At 49.4% G+C, this 17,151-nt stretch carries 15 protein-coding genes and 1 pseudogene; 10 read left to right on the forward strand and 6 right to left on the reverse strand.

Features of this window, described 5'->3' with window-relative positions; all coding sequences use genetic code 11:
- Positions 1-41: 41 nt before the first annotated feature.
- Positions 42-815 carry a peroxide stress protein YaaA gene (yaaA, locus tag GJ746_RS03900; protein ID WP_154679011.1) on the reverse strand — a complete coding sequence of 258 codons (774 nt, stop codon included), beginning with the start codon at positions 813-815 and terminating at the stop codon, positions 42-44.
- 77 nt (positions 816-892) lie between these two features.
- Positions 893-2,323, reverse strand: coding sequence for an alanine/glycine:cation symporter family protein (locus GJ746_RS03905; protein ID WP_154679012.1), 1,431 nt, complete (start codon positions 2,321-2,323; stop codon positions 893-895).
- Positions 2,324-2,526: 203 nt separating this feature from the next.
- Between GJ746_RS03905 and tal the strand changes: the two genes are divergently transcribed.
- The 3 genes from tal to GJ746_RS03920 all read left to right on the forward strand — a co-directional run bounded on the left by tal (position 2,527) and on the right by GJ746_RS03920 (position 5,598).
- Positions 2,527-3,480, forward strand: a complete 954-nt coding sequence (gene tal, locus GJ746_RS03910) for a transaldolase (RefSeq protein ID WP_154679013.1) — start codon at positions 2,527-2,529, stop codon at positions 3,478-3,480.
- A gap of 99 nt (positions 3,481-3,579) precedes the next feature.
- On the forward strand, positions 3,580-4,167 hold the full coding sequence (gene mog, locus GJ746_RS03915; RefSeq protein WP_154679014.1) for a molybdopterin adenylyltransferase: 588 nt from the start codon (positions 3,580-3,582) through the stop codon (positions 4,165-4,167).
- A 120-nt stretch (positions 4,168-4,287) separates the two neighbouring features.
- Positions 4,288-5,598, forward strand: a complete 1,311-nt coding sequence (locus tag GJ746_RS03920) for an MFS transporter (RefSeq protein ID WP_154679015.1) — start codon at positions 4,288-4,290, stop codon at positions 5,596-5,598.
- A gap of 46 nt (positions 5,599-5,644) precedes the next feature.
- On the opposite strand, the gene satP is transcribed toward GJ746_RS03920, so the two are convergent.
- Together satP and GJ746_RS25590 are read right to left on the reverse strand one after the other, a co-directional pair.
- The gene (gene satP, locus GJ746_RS03925) at positions 5,645-6,211 is read right to left on the reverse strand and encodes an acetate uptake transporter (protein WP_154679016.1); all 567 of its coding nucleotides are present in this window, start codon (positions 6,209-6,211) and stop codon (positions 5,645-5,647) included.
- Positions 6,212-6,631: 420 nt separating this feature from the next.
- Complete coding sequence (locus GJ746_RS25590; protein ID WP_227852788.1) at positions 6,632-6,766, reverse strand: DUF2541 family protein; 135 nt, start codon at positions 6,764-6,766, stop codon at positions 6,632-6,634.
- A gap of 576 nt (positions 6,767-7,342) precedes the next feature.
- Here GJ746_RS25590 and dnaK point away from each other — a divergent pair.
- From dnaK to GJ746_RS03950, 4 genes are all read left to right on the forward strand, one after another.
- A complete protein-coding gene (gene dnaK, locus GJ746_RS03935; RefSeq protein WP_154679017.1) occupies positions 7,343-9,259 on the forward strand; it encodes a molecular chaperone DnaK in 1,917 nt (638 codons plus the stop codon).
- An 87-nt stretch (positions 9,260-9,346) separates the two neighbouring features.
- The gene (dnaJ, locus tag GJ746_RS03940) at positions 9,347-10,480 is read left to right on the forward strand and encodes a molecular chaperone DnaJ (RefSeq protein ID WP_154679018.1); all 1,134 of its coding nucleotides are present in this window, start codon (positions 9,347-9,349) and stop codon (positions 10,478-10,480) included.
- 168 nt (positions 10,481-10,648) lie between these two features.
- Entirely contained in the window at positions 10,649-11,596 is a 948-nt protein-coding gene (locus GJ746_RS03945; protein ID WP_154679019.1) for a LysR family transcriptional regulator, read from the forward strand.
- Positions 11,597-11,720: 124 nt separating this feature from the next.
- Entirely contained in the window at positions 11,721-12,068 is a 348-nt protein-coding gene (locus GJ746_RS03950; RefSeq protein WP_154679020.1) for a phage holin family protein, read from the forward strand.
- Positions 12,069-12,144: 76 nt separating this feature from the next.
- Here GJ746_RS03950 and GJ746_RS03955 read toward each other — a convergent pair whose 3' ends face one another.
- Together GJ746_RS03955 and GJ746_RS03960 are read right to left on the reverse strand one after the other, a co-directional pair.
- Positions 12,145-12,678 carry a glycoside hydrolase family 108 protein gene (locus GJ746_RS03955; RefSeq protein ID WP_154679021.1) on the reverse strand — a complete coding sequence of 178 codons (534 nt, stop codon included), beginning with the start codon at positions 12,676-12,678 and terminating at the stop codon, positions 12,145-12,147.
- Positions 12,679-12,694: 16 nt separating this feature from the next.
- Complete coding sequence (locus GJ746_RS03960; protein WP_154679022.1) at positions 12,695-13,138, reverse strand: winged helix-turn-helix domain-containing protein; 444 nt, start codon at positions 13,136-13,138, stop codon at positions 12,695-12,697.
- A 369-nt stretch (positions 13,139-13,507) separates the two neighbouring features.
- Between GJ746_RS03960 and GJ746_RS03965 the strand changes: the two genes are divergently transcribed.
- The 3 genes and pseudogenes from GJ746_RS03965 (at position 13,508) to GJ746_RS03970 (ending at position 17,134) form a co-directional block, all read left to right on the forward strand.
- On the forward strand, positions 13,508-15,610 hold the full coding sequence (locus GJ746_RS03965; protein WP_154679023.1) for a glycosyl hydrolase family 18 protein: 2,103 nt from the start codon (positions 13,508-13,510) through the stop codon (positions 15,608-15,610).
- A gap of 359 nt (positions 15,611-15,969) precedes the next feature.
- Positions 15,970-16,082 (forward strand): annotated as a pseudogene (locus GJ746_RS25595) (hypothetical protein); the annotation flags it as partial.
- A gap of 359 nt (positions 16,083-16,441) precedes the next feature.
- Positions 16,442-17,134 carry a winged helix-turn-helix transcriptional regulator gene (locus GJ746_RS03970; protein ID WP_195908795.1) on the forward strand — a complete coding sequence of 231 codons (693 nt, stop codon included), beginning with the start codon at positions 16,442-16,444 and terminating at the stop codon, positions 17,132-17,134.
- The last annotated feature ends 17 nt before the right edge of the window (positions 17,135-17,151 follow it).

Here is a 17,151-nt window from a genome sequence, read left to right on the forward strand (position 1 = left end):
TACTCCCCTGTTACGTTGTTCGCAGCAGGGGAGTGGATCTTTTACTGCTCGTGGCGTTTAAAGACCAGTTCACCTTTGTCCGAAGCATCTGCGTCAAAGAAATAACCTTCACTATCAAAGCGGGTCAGCTGCTCTGGTCTGGTCAGTCGATTTTCAATGATGTAACGGCTCATTAAGCCGCGGGCTTTTTTAGCGTAGAAGCTGATCACTTTAAACTTACCGTTTTTCTCATCAAGGAACACCGGCTTAATCAGCTGCCCCTCAAGCCGTTTGGGCTTGACCGATTTGAAGTATTCATCTGAGGCCAGATTAACCACAATATCGTCGCCCTGGGCTTTCAGCGCCTGATTTAGCTTATCGGTAATCACGTCTCCCCAATAGTGATACAGGTCTTTGCCTTTCGCGTTCTCGAGCTTAATTCCCATCTCCAGCCGATACGGCTGCATCAGATCCAGCGGGCGCAGAACGCCATAAAGGCCGGAAAGCATCCGCAGATGCTGCTGGGCAAAATCGAAATCGGCTTCGCTAAAGGTCTCTGCCTGAAGCCCGGTATAGACATCGCCCTTAAAAGCCAGGATCGCCTGGCGAGCGTTTTCCGGAGTGAAGTCCGGTTGCCAGTCGTGGAAGCGGGTGGCGTTCAGATCGGCCAGCTTGTCGCTGATGCCCATCAGTTTACCAATCTGCGGTGCTGACAGCTGGCGGGCGATACCGATAAGCTCCTGAGAGTATTCCAGCAGTTCAGGTTGGGTAAAACGAGTTGTTGCCAGCGGGCTTTGGTAATCGAGCGTTTTTGCAGGTGAAATCAGAATGAGCATATCCAGTCCTTGCAGGAAATTTTTGATGACTCTATCAAAAAAAAGCCATCAGAGGATCGATAGCTGCGATTGCCGCGCTATTCGCGCGGCAGATTGTCCCAGATTCCAGGAGTAAGCTGCTGATGAATCTCAGGGTAGCGGGTGACGTCAAATTCCGGTCGCTGGCCCAGTCGCCGCTGCCGCAGATAGTCACTGGCAATGATACGCACCGTTGGCGAGAGCAGCAGGATAGCCGTCAGGTTAGTTATCGCCATTAGCGCCATGATGATATCCGCCATCTGCCAGACAACCGGAAGGCTGACCATCGCGCCGGTAACTACCATGCACAGCGTGAGTAGACGTAGCAGCCAGATATTACGAGCGCTGTCCATGCGGAGAAAAATAAGGTTATTTTCGGCATAGATATAGTTTGCGACGATCGAGGTGAAAGCGAAAAGCAGCACGATAAAAGCGACAAAGCTGGAGCCCCAGTCGCCGACGAGATTATTCATAGAGTGCTGGATAGCCTGAATGCCATTTGCCGCTCGCCCCGTAGTGTCTCTTGGCGCCAGCATGACGATGACTGCGCTGGCGGTACAGATTACGATGGTATCGATGAAGACGCCAATCATCTGGACGATCCCCTGCGCTGCCGGATGAGGCGGCCAGGAAGCAGCGGCAGCGGCGGAATTAGGCGTTGAGCCCATTCCCGCTTCATTGGAGAACATTCCGCGCTGAAAGCCGCTGGTGAGCGCCTGGCTGATGGTATACCCGACTGCGCCCGCAGCAGCCTCTTGCCAGCCGAAAGCGCAGCGGAAAATGGTTTCAAAAATCGCCGGCAGGGAGGTGACATTCCAGAGACCGATAGCCAGGCTCATCATTACCCAAAGCAGGGCCATGACTGGTACAAACCATTGCATCAATTGCGCTACGCCGCGAATGCCGCGAACGATAACCAGCAGGGTGAGGACCGCCATTGCGCCGCCGGTGATAATTTCCGGTAAATGGAATACGTACTCCATGGCATGAGCAACGGAATTAGCCTGGACGGTATTAAAAATGACGCCGTAGGCCAGCAGGAGAAAAACGGAGAACAGTACGCCCATCCAGCGCATGCCTAATCCCCGGGCCATATACCAGGCAGGGCCACCGCGAAACTGACCGCGGCAGTCGCGCTCTTTATAGAGCTGAGCGAGAGAACACTCGGCGAAGCTGCTGGCCATGCCGAGTAGCGCCGAAACCCACATCCAAAAAACGGCGCCAGGGCCACCGGCGGAGATAGCCAGCGCCACCCCAGCCATGTTACCGCTGCCAACGCGCGCCGCGAGGCTCAGGCACAGCGCCTGCAAAGTCGTTAACCCGCCAGGCTCCGGCTGAAGGCTCTTTTTCAGATTTTTACTAAACTGACGGATATAGCGGAACTGAATATATTTTGTTCGCCAGGTAAACCATACGCCAGCGCCCAGCAGCAGATAAATCATTACTGAGCCCCAGAGTACTTCATTGATAAAAGAAAGAAAATCAGGCATTAAACATCCTCTTGCCCATGCCGGCGCGCAAGTGTAAACGCTACCAATTCAGTGACAATCCTTTAGTGTTCAGGTAATTAATTAGCCCAGTTTATCACACTCTGCGCTCTCGCATTGTAGGCGGTTGCGCTGACCCGGCAGCGTGTTATCATCTTGGCAGACCGGTTACATCCCCTTAACTGCTGTTTAAGAGAAACACTATCATGACGGATAAATTGACCTCTCTGCGTCAGTACACCACTGTCGTAGCTGATACCGGAGATATCGCGGCAATGAAGCTGTATCAGCCTCAGGATGCCACGACTAACCCTTCTTTGATTCTCGGCGCGGCTCAGATCCCTGAGTACCGCAAGCTAATTGATGACGCCGTTGCCTGGGCTCGCAGCCAGAGCAGCGATCGCGCGCAGCAGATTATCGATGCTTCCGATAAGCTGGCGGTGAACATTGGTCTCGAAATCCTTAAGCTGATCCCTGGCCGTATTTCCACCGAAGTTGATGCTCGTCTGTCTTATGACACCGATGCATCTATTACCAAAGCTAAGCGCATCATCAAGCTGTACAACGATGCGGGCATCAGCAACGATCGCATTCTGATCAAACTGGCCTCTACCTGGCAGGGTATCCGTGCCGCAGAGCAGCTGGAAAAAGAAGGCATCAACTGTAACCTGACTCTGCTGTTCTCCTTCGCTCAGGCTCGTGCTTGCGCAGAAGCAGGCGTATTCCTGATTTCCCCGTTCGTTGGCCGTATCCTCGACTGGTACAAAGCCAATACCGATAAGAAAGAATATGCACCGGCAGAAGATCCGGGCGTGGTTTCTGTGAGCGAAATCTACGAATACTACAAACAGCACGGTTACGAGACTGTGGTTATGGGCGCGAGCTTCCGTAACCTCGGCGAGATTCTGGAACTGGCTGGCTGTGACCGCCTGACCATCGCTCCGGCTCTGCTGAAAGAGCTGGCTGAAAGCGAAGGCGCTGTTGAACGTAAACTGGCGTTCAGCGGTGAAGTTAAAGCGCGTCCGGCTCGTATCACTGAATCCGAGTTCCTGTGGCAGCACAACCAGGATCCGATGGCGGTAGACAAACTGGCGGAAGGTATCCGTAAGTTTGCTATCGACCAGGAAAAACTGGAAAAAATGATCGGCGATCTGCTGTAATCCCGCATGTGGCCGACGCCCGTCGGCCACATTAAACTGTCTGCCTTGCTCCCCTCGGTGTATTATTCTGGCTATTAATACTGTTTGAACGGAATAATCATGAACACCTTACGAATCGGCTTAGTTTCCATTTCCGATCGCGCCTCCAGCGGCGTCTATCAGGATAAAGGCATCCCGGCGCTTGAAGAGTGGCTGGCTCGCGCGCTTTCCACGCCTTTCGAACTGCAAACCCGCTTGATCCCGGATGAACAGGTTATTATTGAGCAAACGCTGTGTGAACTGGTTGATGAAATGGGCTGTCATCTGGTTCTCACCACCGGGGGTACCGGCCCGGCCCGCCGTGACGTTACCCCGGATGCGACGCTGGCGATTGCCGATCGGGTTATGCCTGGTTTTGGCGAGCAAATGCGCCAGGTGAGCCTGCACTTTGTGCCTACGGCCATTCTTTCTCGTCAGGTTGGCGTTATTCGCAAGCAGGCGCTAATCCTGAACCTCCCTGGCCAGCCAAAAGCGATTGAAGAAACGCTGGAAGGGGTCAAAGACGCAGAAGGGAAGGTGCTGGTGCATGGGGTATTTGCAAGTGTACCGTATTGTGTACAGTTGCTTGAGGGGCCATACGTTGAAACCAACCCCAATGTTGTAGCAGCTTTTCGCCCTAAAAGCGCCAGGCGTGAAACTTTATCCTGAATTTAGTGCATTCATGATATAACCTGCATCACCTGTGGTGTGGTGTTTTATTTACGATATAGTGTTTTTTACTTTACACAATACGTAGAACATCTTCATACCTCTGGATGATTGCCCGTTATGTCACAACACACTCGACCTCTGAATCGACAGGACTATAAAACTCTGACGCTGGCCGCGCTGGGCGGGGCGCTGGAGTTTTATGATTTCATCATCTTTGTCTTCTTCGCCGCCGTTGTCGGTGAGCTGTTTTTCCCGGCCGATATTCCGGAGTGGCTGCGCCAGGTACAAACCTTCGGCATTTTTGCTGCGGGCTACCTGGCTCGTCCTCTTGGCGGCATCATTATGGCCCACTTCGGCGATCTGGTCGGGCGTAAGAAAATGTTTACCCTAAGCATTTTACTGATGGCGCTGCCGACGCTGGCGATTGGCCTGCTGCCGACCTATGAGTCGATGGGCATCGTGGCGCCGCTTTTGCTGTTGTTGATGCGTATTCTTCAGGGGGCGGCTATTGGCGGTGAAGTTCCCGGAGCCTGGGTCTTTGTTGCTGAGCATGTCCCGGAAAAAAGAATCGGTATTGCCTGCGGTACGTTGACCGCTGGCCTGACGGTGGGAATTTTACTGGGGTCGGTAGTCGCGACGCTGATTAACACTCATCTGACACCGCAGGGTATCCATGATGGCGGCTGGCGCATTCCGTTTCTGTTAGGCGGCGCGTTTGGCCTCGTCGCTATGTATTTGCGCCGTTGGCTGCAGGAGACGCCCATTTTCCTCGAAATGCAGCAGCGTAAGGCATTAGCGCAGGAGCTGCCGGTGAAGGCCGTCGCGCTGAAGCATCAGAAAGCCGTGGTGGTCTCAATGCTGCTGACCTGGCTTTTATCCGCTGGCGTGGTGGTGGTAATCCTGATGTCGCCGGTCTGGCTACAAAAACACTACGGCTTCGCTCCCGCCATTACTCTGCAGGCAAACAGTATTGCCACCATTATGCTGTGTATCGGCTGCCTGCTGGCAGGTCTGGCCGCCGACCGCTTTGGCGCCAGCCGCACGTTTATTGTCGGCAGCTTATTCCTCGCTGCGGCAAGCTGGGCTTTCTATCATCTTTCCGGTGATAGCCCGCAGCGCCTTTTCCTGCTTTACGGTACGGTGGGGCTGTGCGTTGGTGTGGTAGGCGCGGTCCCTTATGTGATGGTGCGCGCGTTCCCGGCGGAAGTCCGTTTTACCGGTATTTCATTCTCTTATAACCTCTCTTACGCGATTTTTGGCGGCCTGACGCCGATAGCGGTGACTATGCTGATGGGTGTTTCGCCGATGGCGCCTGCGTGGTACGTACTGGCTCTGTCATTTATGGGATTAGGGCTGGGGATTTGGCTGCGCCAGGGGCTGGATCAACAGGTCGCTGCACCGAAAGGTGAACTGCAGCGCCTGCCTTAAATCGATATAGCTGACTTTGCCGCTCGCGAACGGGCGGCGAAGTTGATTAATGCTTTTCGCCGATTGGCAGAACGGTGCGGCCAAACTGCTCATTCAGCACTTCACCCATCGCCAGATAGATGGCGCTACCGCCGCAGATCAGACCTATCCAGCCAGCAATCTTAACGATGCCTTCGTTATCGGCCAGGTGACCAATCGCCAGCAGCGCGAACAGCACGGTCAGACTGAGAAACACAAACTGCAGCATGCGCGCGGCCTTCAGGGTACCAAAGAACATAAACAGGGTAAAAATACCCCATAGACCAAGGTACATACCGAGGAAGTGCGCATCAGATGCTTCAGCAAGGCCCATTTTCGGCATCAGGAGAATAGCAACCAGCGTCAGCCAAAACGCGCCGTAAGACGTAAATGCGGTTAAACCAAAGGTGTTACCTTTTTTAAATTCCAACAGGCCGGCAAAAATCTGCGCAATGCCGCCGTAAAAAATGCCCATCGCCAGGATAGCTACATCAAACGCGAACAGGCCGCTATTCGCCAGGTTAAGCAGAATAGTGGTCATGCCGAAGCCCATTAGGCCCAGCGGTGCCGGATTAGCCAACTTAGTGTTGCCCATAATTCCTCAAAATAATGATTAGAAAGGGAAGCATTTCCCCGTCACTCAGCGACGGGGCGCGGCATAATAATTAGGCGCTGCGATGCTGTCTATGATCTGGCGGGGTATTTTTCAGCAATTTCATTTTTTAGCCGATGAAGTATGGTGATTTGCCCTAAACACGCTATGAATATCGCCGAAAAAACCTCTCGCTAAACGTTGCGATATCCGTAAACGTTGTGACATGAGAGAAGCCGCCGTGACGTGGGCTACGGCATGAATGCGGAGGCAGTTTAGCTCCGGCGATTTACTGCCTGTTGTCACGCCAGCGTCTATCTCTTCGCAAGACATTATTTGGGTGAATGTTTCGATGGGAGATTTGTGACAGCAATGACAAAAAGAGGGGGCTTTAGCATTCAGGGAATTAATTCTTATCGGCGTTCAGAAATTATAATTAGTTGAATTAATCATCCCCGATATTTTTCGCGAGGCGATGTGAGAAGAGTTAATGATATTGTCAGAAAAAGCGATTTTTTTAACACTGCGTTTGTTTTCATTGTCGCTATAAATCCATATGCTGGTTGTCCCTTACTTTATCGCTGACGGAATGCTGGCTTTAAAGCGCACCGTTGCGCCAGCGAGCAGAGCAGCGCTGCGATTGGCGCAGAGCTGGATGCTTGATAACACCGCATCCCGGGAACGGCTAAATTTTTATGATTGTTAGCCGATGTGAATATTATTAGCGTTGTGTTTAAAAAAATGCTGCTCATATATAGATTAATGGCGGTATGAGCATTTTCTGACTATTAAATTCATTCGGCGGTAGGTGGTACCTTATCGCGAAATTATTGTGGGCTATGCCAATTGTATAGTGGATATATTTTATTTAATCATTCTTATTTTTTATGTTTTGTGCGTTTTTAATTCCTCTTTGCTCTGCTTCCGGGGAGGTCTGACCCCCTCCGAGGGCGCGGGTAAGGCAAAATTTTTTTGTCACCCCCCCTTGAGGAAGCGATGGGTGACCCCATCTTGTAGTCAACCGCAGTGAATGAACCTGAAAAAAAAGATGTCTGGGCAGTTGAAACCGCACGTTTCGCCCTTATTACAGGTTCACAACCACATGTTGACTGAATTTTTAGTGGAGACGTTTAGATGGGTAAAATTATTGGTATCGACCTGGGTACTACCAACTCTTGTGTAGCGATTATGGATGGCACTACTGCACGCGTGCTGGAGAACGCCGAAGGCGATCGCACCACGCCTTCTATCATTGCCTATACCCAGGATGGTGAAACTCTGGTTGGTCAGCCGGCTAAACGTCAGGCAGTGACAAACCCGCAAAACACCCTGTTTGCGATTAAACGCCTGATTGGCCGCCGCTTCCAGGACGAAGAAGTCCAGCGTGATGTTTCTATCATGCCTTACAAAATCGTTGCCGCAGACAATGGCGACGCATGGCTTGATGTGAAAGGCACCAAAACCGCACCGCCGCAGATCTCTGCCGAAGTGCTGAAAAAAATGAAGAAAACGGCTGAAGATTACCTGGGTGAGCCGGTAACTGAAGCGGTTATCACCGTTCCTGCTTACTTCAACGATGCTCAGCGTCAGGCAACGAAAGACGCCGGCCGTATCGCAGGTCTGGAAGTTAAACGTATCATCAACGAACCGACCGCCGCTGCGCTGGCTTACGGTCTGGATAAAGAAGTTGGCAACCGTACTATCGCGGTATACGACCTCGGTGGTGGTACCTTCGATATCTCTATTATCGAAATCGACGAAGTTGATGGCGAAAAAACCTTTGAAGTTCTGGCGACCAACGGTGACACCCACCTGGGCGGTGAAGACTTCGATACTCGTCTGATCAACTATCTCGTTGACGAGTTTAAGAAAGATCAGGGCATCGACCTGCGTAACGACCCGCTGGCGATGCAGCGTCTGAAAGAAGCCGCTGAGAAAGCGAAGATCGAACTGTCTTCCGCTCAGCAGACCGACGTGAATCTGCCGTACATCACCGCAGATGCCACCGGTCCGAAACACATGAACATCAAAGTGACTCGTGCGAAACTGGAAAGCCTGGTCGAAGACCTGGTTAACCGTTCCATCGAGCCGCTGAAAGTTGCTCTGCAGGATGCTGGCCTGTCCGTGTCTGACATCAACGACGTTATTCTCGTTGGCGGCCAGACTCGTATGCCAATGGTGCAGAAGAAAGTGGCTGAGTTCTTTGGTAAAGAGCCGCGTAAAGACGTTAACCCTGACGAAGCCGTGGCCATTGGCGCAGCTGTTCAGGGCGGTGTTCTGACCGGTGAAGTAAAAGACGTACTGCTGCTGGACGTTACCCCGCTTTCTCTGGGTATCGAAACCATGGGCGGCGTGATGACTGCGCTGATCAACAAGAACACCACTATCCCGACTAAGCACAGCCAGGTGTTCTCTACTGCGGAAGACAACCAGTCTGCGGTAACTATCCATGTGCTGCAGGGTGAGCGTAAACGCGCATCTGATAACAAATCTCTGGGTCAGTTCAACCTGGATGGGATTAACCCGGCGCCGCGCGGCATGCCGCAGATCGAAGTCACTTTCGACATTGACGCCGACGGTATCCTGCACGTTTCCGCGAAAGACAAAAACAGCGGTAAAGAGCAGAAGATCACTATCAAGGCCTCTTCTGGTCTGAACGAAGAAGAGATCCAGAAAATGGTTCGCGAAGCAGAAGCTAACGCCGAATCAGACCGTAAGTTTGAAGAGCTGGTTCAGACCCGCAACCAGGGCGACCATCTGCTGCACAGCACGCGTAAGCAGGTTGAAGAAGCAGGCGACAAACTGCCGGCTGATGATAAAACCGCTATCGAGTCCGCGCTGACCGCGCTGGAAACTTCGCTGAAAGGTGAAGATAAAGCCGATATTGAAGCGAAAATGCAGGCGCTGGCCCAGGCTTCCCAGAAGCTGATGGAAATCGCTCAGCAGCAGCACGCTCAGCAGCAGGCCGGCGGCGCTGACGCTCAAGAGAGCAACGCGAAGGACGACGACGTTGTTGACGCTGAGTTCGAAGAAGTGAAAGACAAAAAATAATCGCCCTTTGAACGGGTAAAACACTGGCACGGGCGAAGAGGTTTCCTCTCCGCCCGTGCACGCATGTTAAGGGGCTGAAAAACACCAATGGCAAAGCAAGACTATTACGAGATTTTAGGCGTTTCCAGAACAGCGGAAGAGCGTGAAATCAAAAAGGCGTATAAACGCCTGGCCATGAAGTATCACCCGGACCGTAACCAGGGCGATAAAGAGGCTGAAGCAAAATTCAAGGAAATCAAAGAAGCGTATGAAGTCCTGACCGATGCCCAGAAGCGTGCTGCCTACGATCAGTACGGTCACGCCGCATTTGAGCAGGGCGGCATGGGCGGCGGCGGCGGTTTTGGCGGCGGCGCTGATTTCAGCGATATCTTTGGTGATGTATTTGGCGATATTTTTGGCGGCGGACGCGGTCGCCAGCGCGCCGCGCGCGGCTCGGATCTGCGCTACAACATGGATCTTACGTTAGAAGAAGCCGTCCGTGGTGTAACGAAAGAGATCCGCATCCCGACGCTGGAAGAGTGCGACGTTTGTCACGGTAGCGGTGCGAAAGCAGGTAGCCAGCCGCAGACCTGTCCAACCTGTCACGGTGCGGGTCAGGTACAGATGCGTCAGGGCTTCTTCGCCGTTCAGCAGACCTGTCCGCATTGTCAGGGACGCGGTACGCTGATTAAGGATCCGTGCAATAAATGCCACGGCCATGGTCGCGTTGAGAAAACTAAAACGCTGTCGGTCAAAATCCCGGCGGGCGTTGATACCGGTGACCGTATTCGCCTGGCAGGCGAAGGTGAAGCCGGCGAGCATGGCGCACCGGCAGGCGATCTGTATGTTCAGGTTCAGGTTAAACAGCACGCAATTTTCGAACGTGAAGGGAATAACCTGTACTGCGAAGTACCGATTAATTTCACTATGGCTGCGCTTGGCGGCGAGATTGAAGTTCCGACGCTGGACGGTCGCGTCAATCTGAAGATCCCGGGCGAGACGCAGACAGGTAAGCTGTTCCGCATGCGCGGCAAAGGCGTGAAGTCGGTACGCGGCGGCGCGCAGGGCGATCTGCTGTGCCGCGTGGTGGTTGAAACACCGGTTGGTCTTAACGATAAACAAAAGCAGCTGCTGAAAGATCTTCAGGAGAGCTTCGGTGGACCAACGGGTGAGAAAAATAGTCCGCGCTCTAAAAGTTTCTTCGATGGCGTGAAGAAGTTTTTCGATGATTTGACGCGTTAACGACTATTCATTTCCTGACTTTCCGCAAGCCTGGGCCTTCATGCTCAGGCTTTTTTGTATCCTGGCCCCACATCTCTTTGAATTGACCTATTATTTAAAGGGGCTAAGAATTGATTTATCTTGAGTATTATCTATATTGCTTTTTTCGTTTTTAGAGGCTGACAGCGGATGGGATCGAAAGGTGCCAACAAGGATTTTGATTATAACTTAATCAAGACCCTTGATGCTGTTGTTTCGGCTGGAAATGCTGCTAAGGCAGCCAGGAAACTCGGAATTACTCCCGCCGCTGTTTCATTAGCGCTACGACGTTTACAGGGGTATTACCAGGAAGAGTTGTTTATCCGCGGAAGGGATGGGCTGTTACCCACGGCCAGGGCGATAGAGATTCATCAAAATTTTCGCCAGGTTATGGAGTTGATAAACAGTACCTTTGTTGCAGAAAATAAAGCGAATGATGATGCCAGAATGACTATTTTGGGGGGAGATATTGTTGAAGCGTACTATCTCTCCCAGCTTTATTCGGGAGATATATTTGACAGAGTATTACTCAATCATTATTCATCAAGAAATCTCACCCGTGAGATGATGGCTGAGTTACTGCTTACTGCCGAATGTGATGTGCTGATTAGTTCAGAGCCATTGAACATGCCGGGGATTGATAATCAGCTTATCGACAGCTTCAAAAGTTTCGTGTGCATTTTCGCCAGTAATCATATTTTGAGCACCTTACCCGATATTTCTTTACATCATTTTTATTCCTCTCGCCATGCGATGTATCAACCGGGTATGTATTCACCTATGATTATTAATGAGAGGGGGCTCTTTAAAGATGAACTTTACTATAAAGGCTCCCGCATTATTGGCTATCGTAGCGACTCACTTAATGGCATCATGAGCATGATTGAGCGTACCTCATTAATTGCCCTAATGCCTTTAAAATTGGCACTTTTTTATAAAAATCAGCGTAAATATGATGTGAAGTTTGTACAACCGCCACCTGAACTCACGTTTAAGTCTATTCAGGTTTATGCCTCCTGGGACAGGAATAGTAAAAATCTACCCGTTATTAATGAAGTGGTTTCTCTGTTACATACTCTGTCATCATTTCGTCGTTAAAGAGTATCATACCAAATGATAGATAAAATATGGTTTGATTTGATGCTCTTTGATTATTTTTAAATCGTCAACCAATTTACACTCTTGAGGTGCTTGTTCATATGAATTAACCAAGGAGTGTTTTATGTCTATTCCAAACCATCTGGCGACAACGGAAGTCGTTTTACTGGAAGTTGAAATTCTTATCACCATTATTGCTACCGGTGCCTGGGGCGGATTTGTCAGCTATCTTGTCCGCCGTGATAAGCAAGAGGGGGATGACAATTCCCATAAGGGAATTATGCATTGTTTAACTCAGGTAGTGATTTCCTGTTTTACCAGCTTTTTGCTCAGCGCTGTTGCTATTGAAAAAGAGTTTAGCTTTAATATGGTGTTGCTTGCGGCCGGTCTTGGTGGCGTTTTCGCTGGGCCAATTTTGAAAATTCTTGGTGAGAAGATTAAAAAGGCGCTGCAAAATACAACAATTCATTAATTAATATCTAATGAATATTTATCCTGATAAAAGGCTCATCCTTGAGTCTTTTATTAGCTGTTATTAATTGATGATGTTATGTAACTCTGGCGTTCATCCAGCCATAAATAAACTCTTCATTTTGTTTATTCTTTTCAGTGATATCCAGGTAATAGGCCCCCTGGCTGCAGTTGAGCGCTCTCACCAGCACTGCCTCGCCCTGATTACCTCTTAAGGTCAGGAAATGATTGAGCGCTGCGAGCGTTTGCGGGCCAATCTTGCCATCAGTTTTGATATCCTGATAGCTTTTCTCTTCGCGGTTTAGCGCATTTAGCCAGCGCTGTAGCCACATGCAAGGATAATGAGGACCAATATTAACCGCGGCATCGCAGAGTTCGAAGGCGATGGGATAAGATAGTGTGGATATCTTATCAAATCCGGGCTTAATCCAGTAGTCTTCCTCGAGGATAGAAAATGCTTCTGAGCGAGTCAGGTTAATCATCTCTCCGGTATAACCATGGGCGCGGGCCGTTGCCTCAGTAATTCCCCAGTTAGTTTCGCCACCTTTATCTTTAGGATTCAGAGTGTAGCCGCCTTCCATTACTAAAATGCCATCAATGATAGGGTTCATTTTTCATTTCCTTGAATTAATGAATATGTAGGTACATTACTGTCCCTAAGGTAACAGAAAATACGGTGGTTAATGCCGCCAGAGTCTTTCTGATAACCTGTCTTTTGGTTTCTTTGTTTTTGCTCTCTATTGCTTTCACAGAAATTTCTTTATTAAACTGAATGCCTTGTCTGGGAATGGTAATGAACAGTTCGTTGACTCCAAGAGACTTCAGGTCTCGTCTGATTAGGTAGAGTATTTGCGTTAAGTTTGCATCATTAACAAAGTGACTACGACTTCCCCATAGCTCAGCGGTTATTTTTTGCCGTTCAATAATATCTATATTCGCGTTTTCGATGATGAAGCTGAGACACTTCGCCCTCATCGCAGTCATCTTGATGACCTGTGAGTTTGATGTCGTTCTCAGTTCATACTTTCCTTCGTTATAAACGCAATTACCATTGATGAGATAAGTTTTCATACCGTTATCCTTTAGATATATAGATCCTGTTTGCTTGCGCTAAATATATTGTACGAGAAATGGCTTAATCTATTATTAGTCATCTGTATTATTGTAATATCATCCGATGGTGAGAGTTTAATCACATAATCTCATGTAAATTAAATGATATTTAACTGACTAGTAAATGATATTTAATATGCTGTCGATAGTTTAGTCGCCATAGAGATGAGTTCGCGATTATTAACATCATTTATCTCTCATAAAAATAGCCCGATACGAGTGTTGAAAACGTGATGTTATGTGATTAGCCAGCGCCCGATGAGCATTGGATTATTGGTCCGGCAGAACGAACTGCGACAATTTTTCAAACTTAAAAGGAAATTAAAGATGGCTACTAGCAAATTGATTCAAGGCGATACCCTTACTGAAACCAGCAACGCGGCAGACGGTTTTAACCCAGCGAAAGAAGTGAGCGCATATAGCTATACTTCTGCTCGTGTCGCAAAGCCGGTTTATAACCAGTACAAGTCTTCCACAACTAAACCCAAGGTATTCGGTTACTACACCGACTGGTCACAGTACGATGGCCGTCTGCAGGGGGATGATTCAAAAGATAACCGCGGTCGTGGCTATGATTTAACCAATGTGGCACCTACAGCCTATGACAAAATCATTGTTGGTTTCGTTGGGGTGACCGGTTTCCACAAAATTGACGGTCAGTACCGCGATGTGGTTGCCGAAGGAGCCGAGCAGTGTGGGAAAGTGAAATACGAGCCAACCTTCCTCGATGTGTGGGGTGACTTCCAGTCTTACGTTAACGTTGGCCACTCAGTCAGCGGCTGGGATGTCGATCCGAAAACCGTTACCCAGGAAAATACAAAGGGGCTGCTCGGCGGTCTGCGCGATTTGCAGGCAAAAGCGAAACAGCAGGGCCACGACCTGGTGCTTTCCATGAGCATTGGCGGCTGGACCATGAGTAATGGTTTCCACGAAACGGCGGCTTCTGAATCTGCGCGTAAAACTTTTGCTAAAGGCGTTGTGAAGCTATTCAAGCAGTTCCCGATGTTCAGCGAAGTCGATATTGACTGGGAATATCCAAACAATGAAGGCGCGGGTAACCCTTGCGGTCCGGAGGATGGCGAAAATTATGCGCTGCTGATTGCTGAACTACGTAAACAGCTGGATTCTGCGGGTCTGAGCAATGTCAAAATCTCTATTGCCAGCTCTGCGGTGGTGGCTACGATCGGTTACTCCAATGTGAAAGCGCTGCTGAACGCGGGTCTGTATGCCATTAACGTCATGACTTATGACTTCTTTGGCACCCCGTGGGCCGAAAGCATTGCGCATCATAGCAATCTCAACGCCGTGGAAGAGGGCGGTTGGGCGGTCAACACGATTGTTGAACACCTGCTGTCAGAAGGTTTCCCGGCGGACCGCATTAATATTGGTTACGCAGGTTATACCCGTAACGGCCGTAACGCGGAGCTCGAATCGCTGTCTCCGCTAAAAGGTTCATACAGCGCCGGGATCGGCGATACTACCGGTACCTTTGAATCCGGCACCAACGAATGGTATGACGTGATTTACAACTATCTGGATCTGGAAAATCAGAAAGGTCGTAACGGTTTTAACGTTTATACCGACCAGGTTGCTGACGCAGACTATTTGTACAACCCGGAAACCAAACTGTTCATGTCCCTTGATACCCCGCGTTCCGTAAAAGCAAAAGGCGAATACGCAGCGAAGCTGGGCCTGGGCGGCCTTTTCACCTGGACTATCGATCAGGACAACGGAGTGCTGGTTAACGCCGCGCGTGAAGGCCTGGGTTATGAAATCGCTTCTGAAGTGGTCGATATGGATCCGTTCTATTTTGAAGGTATCAACGTCGAACCGGCGGATGAAAAAGAAGAACCCGCAACGGATGTGAACCATGCACCGAAAGCCGCGATTGAGCTGCGCGTTGTCGGCGGCTCTACCGTACAGCTATCTGGCGAAGACTCTTCTGACGAAGATAAAGACGAAATTACCTATAGCTGGGGCGTTCCTTCTGAAATCTCCGTAGTTGATAAAACTGTTGCCATAATTGAGTTTGTCGTTCCGGAAGTTTCCGTAAAAACCAACTTCCAGTTCACACTCTTTGTCCGCGATAGCTGGGGTGAGCCTTCTACACAGCAGCGTTTCGTGTTGGTTGTTGTTCCGGCTGCGTCTCAGGTTCAACCTGAACCGGATGAAGAAGATACCGTTGTTCCTGTAGAACCGGTAGAGCCAAATGACGATACCGTCCCGGCTGAAGACGAAACTGCAGCAGATGACGCGACTACGCCTTATCCACTGTGGGATGCAAATACCGTTTATGGCGGGATCTGGGGGACTTTCGAAACGGTGAGCTGGAAAGGCCATAACTACCAGGTGAAATGGTGGTCTATGGGGGACCAGCCTGACCTGAACTGCGCCGCAGGCCAGGCATGGACTGACCTTGGGGCCTACTAATACTTTTCGTTAAACGAAATTAGTCGATTCAACAATGCAAGCCCCGGAAATTCGGGGCTTTTTGCATCAGGGAATGAGGAACTTTATTAACAACTGTCTCGATTAAAAATAGCCAGACCGAGGTTAATCGTTGGTATCAAAAAGTCAGGTTAATCATCACCAATGAGAAGTGTCACACCGTAGATATAAAGCATGCGGTAATTGCTTTTACCTGATTGGGCCATGGGACCCATCGGGAGATTCGGCGGCATGCTTAAAGGCGATATGCCGCTAACGTTGCCTGGTAAGGCTGAAGGGGCTCGAAGTTAATGAAATCATTATTAATAATAGGAACGCGTTTTTACCACTGCCGGGTGAAACCTGACTCTACTGTTTTTTCGATACTTTGCGGCAGAGGTTCAACGGTAAGTATTACCACATCCATTCTAATAGTGAAGATGGCGGCTGGCTGGCCGACGACATGAGCGAGTAGTATGCCGCGCCAGCATATTTTAGCTAACATCCAGATTTTTCTTTTCAGATAACCCGAACAGCAGCAGCTTACTCACGGTAATTCAGCCAGTTTATTATTGTGAATGACTTTTTTTCTGCTGTTTTAATTCATAAGGGAATAGTTTTCTTGGTGATTTTATTTTCCTGTTAATGCTCTGTGTGATGTTTTATATATCCATGTTGGTGTTTTTATATAAAATTTACCCATTGTGCTAAGTATTGCTTTTTTGTGCTAATGTAATACAGATATTCTACCAGTACTTTTAATTTATTATTAATTGAAGTGGGGCATTTATGCGTATATCTTGGTTTGACTTATGATTATGGCTTTTAATAAAAATGAATTCGGAAGTTGCTGAAAACGATAATGAGAATGCATTGCACTCATATCTATTTTCCCAACAGGCTAAACCGTATGCAGCGCTTGATGCACTCTTCTCTGCATTATGGTCCTTTGGTAAGCCTTTTAATTTACAGCCCGGAGATGAGTTTTACCTTAATTCTGCTGAAGAGAATAAAATAGTCCTTCTTGAGTCCGGGATTTTTTCCTTTTGCCGTTGTGGCAGCGGGCTTCATGTTACTTCTGCTTTTGCTCCCTCAATTATCGGGTTAGTCGATAGCTACGGGATGACCTACGATGTTTCTACCCGCCCGGAGCATTTTCTGATAGCAGAAACGGAGTGCCGCGGGCGCGCCGTCTCTATGCCCGACTTTATCAAGACGGCGGATGAGTGCGATCTGTGGCACGATGTCGCGCGCATACTTGCCTATCGCTTAATGGTAATGTGCGTCCGCGATCGCGAGCTGGTGGGGGTGGACTCTTATCTGAAGGTGAGGTCATTGTTAATAGAGCTGTGGGCCTATGCCAGTGAATATCGGCTAAGCATTAACGTGCTTAATTTTATTCAACGCAGAACGGGAATATCCCGTAGCCGTACGATGCAGCTTCTGTCCGAACTCAAGAAAGGCGGCTATATCAGTATTGATGGTGGGCGGCTGTTAGATATGAAAAAGTTGCCAATGGCTTATTAGCTTCACTTAACTGAAGG

The sequence above is a fragment of the Klebsiella oxytoca genome (assembly GCF_009707385.1).
Classification (GTDB): Bacteria; Pseudomonadota; Gammaproteobacteria; order Enterobacterales; family Enterobacteriaceae; genus Klebsiella; species Klebsiella oxytoca_C.